The 5,056-nt window shown below is 57.7% G+C and carries 4 protein-coding genes and 1 pseudogene; 1 reads left to right on the top strand and 4 read right to left on the bottom strand.

The genetic code is table 11. The annotated features are described in order from the left end of the window. The first annotated feature begins 696 nt into the window (after positions 1 to 696). Positions 697 to 1,002, top strand: a complete 306-nt coding sequence (locus AAAC48_RS18210) for a hypothetical protein (RefSeq protein WP_340655539.1) — start codon at positions 697 to 699, stop codon at positions 1,000 to 1,002. A 383-nt stretch (positions 1,003 to 1,385) separates the two neighbouring features. Here AAAC48_RS18210 and AAAC48_RS18215 read toward each other — a convergent pair. From AAAC48_RS18215 to AAAC48_RS18230, 4 genes and pseudogenes are all read right to left on the bottom strand, one after another. Beyond that, positions 1,386 to 2,012 (bottom strand): annotated as a pseudogene (locus AAAC48_RS18215) (recombinase family protein); the annotation flags it as partial. A gap of 59 nt (positions 2,013 to 2,071) precedes the next feature. After that, the gene (locus AAAC48_RS18220; protein ID WP_340655540.1) at positions 2,072 to 3,226 is read right to left on the bottom strand and encodes an aldo/keto reductase; all 1,155 of its coding nucleotides are present in this window, start codon (positions 3,224 to 3,226) and stop codon (positions 2,072 to 2,074) included. A gap of 68 nt (positions 3,227 to 3,294) precedes the next feature. Beyond that, on the bottom strand, positions 3,295 to 4,272 hold the full coding sequence (locus AAAC48_RS18225) for an alpha/beta hydrolase (protein ID WP_340655541.1): 978 nt from the start codon (positions 4,270 to 4,272) through the stop codon (positions 3,295 to 3,297). A gap of 73 nt (positions 4,273 to 4,345) precedes the next feature. Then, positions 4,346 to 5,056 (bottom strand): aldo/keto reductase (locus AAAC48_RS18230; RefSeq protein ID WP_340655542.1); only part of this gene is annotated, 711 nt, incomplete at its 5' end.

Raw genomic sequence — 5,056 nt, forward strand, 5'->3', positions numbered from 1 at the left:
GGTCGAACAATTGATGAACCAAGGTCGTACGTCGATCAGACCCAAGGACCGTCCAGATCGCGAAATAATCATTCTCATGGTTCAATCTTCGTAGCCTAAAACCCGGTCCAAAGTTTGCGATGCTTCAAATCGGGCGTCTCCAGCAAAGAAACGCGCGGTCGGAGTGTTAGAAAGCAAACGGCTCCTTTGGAAGGTCTTCTGCCATCGATATTTCCCTTTGCTTAAGTTCGCGAAATATCCGTGATCCACGAAGCCGCATCGTAGTGTGTCTGGATCCTATTGGTCGGCCGCGAGCGTCCTAGGTATCGGGCCGAGCCAGATACATCGCATCCTGGGCAAGTCCCGCTGTTGCGTAAGCCTCTTGCCAAGGGAAGAGATGCAGGGGAATTCTCAGCTAGCTAGAATGATGGAGCGGACTCGCCTATCGCCTTACTCGACACAATGATGGGCGAGGTGTTCAATAAGCCGTGGCCGTTTCCGCCAACCTGATACGCGTTGTTGCTTCAGCCGCGCTGATAATGGTCAACTTGTACCTGAGAACCGATGAAATTCACCACCTGGAAGATGCAGTGGCATGGATCGATACCTCTCATCAAATGTTCTGATGTTCTGGCGTGGATGCGACCCTATGGGAGATCGCGGGAGATACGCTCCGGTCCTGTCCCACTCGGGAGACGTGTCAGATATGGAGCGCTAATGGCAACTAATGCGGGGATCATTTCAACGCTCGTGGGACAGGCAAATGGCACAACGGATATCTCACGGGCAGAAACGCAGGCGATTCTTCGCGACGCCGCCAAGCTGATCGCAACGTACCGTCAACTCCTTGCATTTTCGGGCGTGGAGATGAAATTCTCGGGATGCGATCTTGCCATCAAAATCGAGCAATTTGCCGAGCACATCGATTTGAAATATGTGGATGAAATAAGGACAGTCATGTTGGAAGCCGCAGATGCAATAAGGCTGCTTCGTTTGATGCTTGGCATCAAGACTGATCTTTAAATATCTAATATTTCAGAGAATTTACAGCTCGCAGTCGATGTTGATGACTATTCGTCGTCTGCGATCGCGCCGGACGCAGCCTCTAACGCTCCTTAATCGGGCAATTAACGCATAGCTCGGCTTCGAGCTTTCAAAAGACCCTGCTCGCAGCGAGGAAGAAACGGGAGTAGAATTCCGGAAGCCCGAAAGACGTTGGGTGTTGCCGTCGACCGAAGGACCCAATAGCGGGGCTTTCTTCACCTTGCTGGAGAGGGGGTCATGGGCGTAGATCTTGCCGAGCGGCGGCTGGTTGCAATTCTCGCCGCCGACATTGTGGGTTATTCGCGACTAATCGAGGCTGACGAAGCTGGTACGCTGGCCGCAATGAAAGCGTTGCGCTCCGAGCGCGCGCAGGACAGCACGCCGACCAAAAGCGCGCCGCCTCCACGCCCTGATTTTGTTCCTCCAGAGGCGCCGTATGCATTGTGGCTCAGTTGCACCTGATTGCGCTCCAACTCTGCCCAATCGTATCCTTCGTGATGATTTTTGAGCAAAACATCCAAGTCTTCAAGCGCTTTGCGGTTCTTGTACGTGACATGCCCCCGCCAATCGATCACCTCGGCACGCTTGCCAGTTTTGCCATAGCCGTAAACTCCCGCATAGAAGGGGTTCTTCAGCACGCCAATCACATTACTGTAACGCACTTGACGCCATTCGAAGGAAACGAGGCGGATACCCTCCGAGGGACGCGGAAAGTGGATCTTCTCTGCCGACATCCATAACAGTACCTGCCGAGCACTTCCGAGTTCACGGAATTTGCGGAAGATCAGATGGATGACCTCCTGCACCCGAATATCCGGGTCAAATCCCAGCCCCAATCAGCAGTGCCAGATGAATCCCATAGGCGGCGTGTATCGCAGTTCACCCCGCCGCGCTTTGGATCTGGCCGCCTCGATCATCCGGCTGTGTAAAATGCCCAGTTCAAACTCACTGATGCTATCCTTCATGCCGAGCAACAGTCTGTCGTTTGGGCAGTCGGCCCAATGCGGACACTGCGCATTGGGCCGTTTTCATACAGGCGGGTATGTGATCAAGACCTTGCAGGGGCTTCCACGTCGGAGAATACCTGAACGGCATCCGGCAGCCTTGCACCCTCGATGTTGATCGAATTCACCGAAGCGTTCAGCTCTGCAAGTTCAGACGGGGTGAAGCGGATTTCGGACGCGCCGATGTTCTCGATCATGTGCGCCATCTGGGTTGTCCCAGGGATCGGCACGATCCATGGCTTCTGGGCCATCAGCCACGCCAGCGCGATTTGCCCGAGTCTGGCATCCTTCCGCTCCGCCCAGACTTTCAACAGTTCAACGAGCGCCAGGTTTTTGGGAAGGTTTTCAGGAGAGAACCGGGATTCGATGCCGCGGATATCTCCTGGAGCGAAGCGTGTTCTCGCGTCTATCGCGCCGTTGAGGAAGCCGACGCCGAGAGGGCTCCATGGCACGAAGCCTATGCCGAGTTCCTCACAAACCGGGATCGCGCCGTTCTCGGGGCCGCGCCACAGCATCGAATACTCGCTTTGCACGGCGGTTAGGGGCAGCGCGGCATGCGCGCGGCGAAGAGTATTCAGGCCCATTTCGGATAGACCCCAGTGCAGGACCTTGCCTTCCGACATCAGGTCTTTGACCGCGCCGGCGACATCTTCGATCGGCACCTGCGGATCGACACGATGCTGGTAGAGGAGATCGATACGGTCGGTGCGCAGCCGCTTCAACATGCCCTCGACCGCCGCCTTGATGTGTTCCGGGCGACTATTGAGACCCGGACGGCGCTCTCCCGTTTCGAGATCGATGTTCCAGCCGAACTTGGAAGCGATGACGACCCGATCGCGAAAGGGTTCGATCCCTTCTCCTAGAATCCTTTCGACTTCGTGCGGACCGTAAGCCTCCGCCGCATCGTAAAAGGTGAGGCCCCGCTCGAACGCAGTCCGGATGATGTTGTGCATCTCAGCGCGCGTGGGAATGGTCTGCTGGTACGTGCGGCTCATGTTCTGAACGCCCAGGCCGACACTGGACACTTCGAGGGAGCCGAGCTTCCGTCGTCCGGTTTCAGATAGGGTCGTGTCTGCGGAACTGCCTTGCTGTCCTGCCGTCTGGGCATGAGCTCCACTGACATTTGCCGCCACGGCGAACGTCCCCGCTGCCAGCAGCAGTCCTCGACGGTTGACTTCCAGTTCTCGTTTTGTGGTCATCTTTCGTGATCCTCTCGTTGTGAAAATGTGATGTGGTCGGCCTGGCGGCCTCGCAAAGGCACGCGTGGTCACGGGTGTTTCCCGCGGCGATCCCTTGATCGTTTCCAAAATTCGGTCGCATCGGTTATCCAGCCTTGCGCGCTGGTGCCCACGCCAAGGCCGAAACCGTGGCCAAGCGCGGGGTATTTTCTGTATTCGACCGGAGTGCCCATTTCGCGCAGAACGGCGATGCGCTTCTCCATGCTGGAGGGCGGGGCTATACCGTCGTCGGCCCCGACAACGACAAATGTCGGCGGTTCGTCGTTCGAGACGTCGGAGTGCGCGGTGTAGGCCATCACGACCGCTGCAGGCTTCGGCAGCGCGGCACCTCCGAACGCGGCGACCCCATGCGATCCGATAGCCGCAGCCATCCTCGCGCCAGCCGAACTACCCCAGAGCGAGTACCCGTCGGTTGCGACATCGAGCGACTTGGCGTTCTTGAAGACATAGGAGATCGCTGTGGCGAGATCTTCGGTTGGAGCCTTTCCGCCTTGCCCGACACGGTACCGAATGACGAAGACGTTGAAGCCGAGCTTGCTGATCTCTGTCGCATAGGGAAATCCCTCATGGACCGAGCCGACATAGGCGAAGCCGCCGCCTGGCGCGACGATCGCGAAAGGCGCTCCGGGTTCGCCCCGGAAAAAGAACAGTCCCGCGTTTTCCTTCGTGGGGTCTGCACGCTTCTCTGCCTCGGAGTAGATGTCGTAGAAGACTTTACGACCGTCGGCCACGTCGTCGATCATTCGATTGATGCCGCCGAGAACGCTCAGGGTGTCCACATGGCTGTGATAGGGCAACAGGCTGGCAATATCGCTGAGCGGCTGGCGATCGCCGTATCCCCGACCGTCCCAGGGAAGGATCAGGCGACCGAATGTTGCGAAAGCCGGATGGGAAAGAACGTCTCCGATCGTGCTGTTCGCCGACAGGTGACGGCTTTGCGCCGTCACCTGTGCGTCATTGTCTGTGACCTGGGATGCAGTTCGTCGGGTTTCTCCCGCGTCAGCCAACACGGGGTCCAACAAAAACGGCAACGCCATCAGCGCGGTTTTGAAACTGCCCTTTGCCCGTTGCGTGCTCAATTCAAAGACCAGTCATCTTGAGGACAGCTTCCGGAAGCCGCTCCCCTTTGACTTCGATCCCGGCGAGCGCCTTGTCGATTTCCTGCAGATCGGCATCCGAAAGCGCGACGTCGATGGAGCCAAGGTTTTCCTCAAGGCGGTGCAGCTTGGTGGTGCCGGGGATCGGAACGATCCAGGGCTTCTGTGCAAGCAGCCACGACAAGGCAATCTGGGCAGGCGTTGCAGCCTTCCGTTCCGCGATCGACTTCAATAGATCGACGAGTGCGAAATTCGCCTTTCTCGCCTCGGGCGTGAAGCGCGGGACCAGATTGCGGAAGTCCGTGGCATCGAACGTCGTGTTCTCGTCGATCTTGCCCGTCAGGAAGCCAGCGCCGAGCGGACTGAACGGTACGAAACCAATGCCGAGTTCTTCAAGCGCAGGAAGCAGCTCCGTTTCAGGGCCGCGCCAGAACAGGGAATACTCGCTCTGGACGGCGGTGACCTTTTGGACGGAATGAGCGCGCCGGATTGTCTGAATACCCGCCTCCGAAAGGCCAAAGTGCTTCACCTTGCCGGCGTCGATCAGGTCCTTGACCGCACCTGCGACATCCTCGATCGGAACTGCCGGGTCCACGCGGTGCTGGTAGAACAGATCGATGCGGTCGGTCTTCAGCCTCTTGAGGCTTGCCTCGGCAACAGCCTTGATGTGTTCGGGTCTGCTGTTGGTGCCGCC

Source organism: Phyllobacterium sp. (assembly GCF_037994405.1).
Lineage (GTDB): Bacteria > Pseudomonadota > Alphaproteobacteria > Rhizobiales > Rhizobiaceae > Phyllobacterium.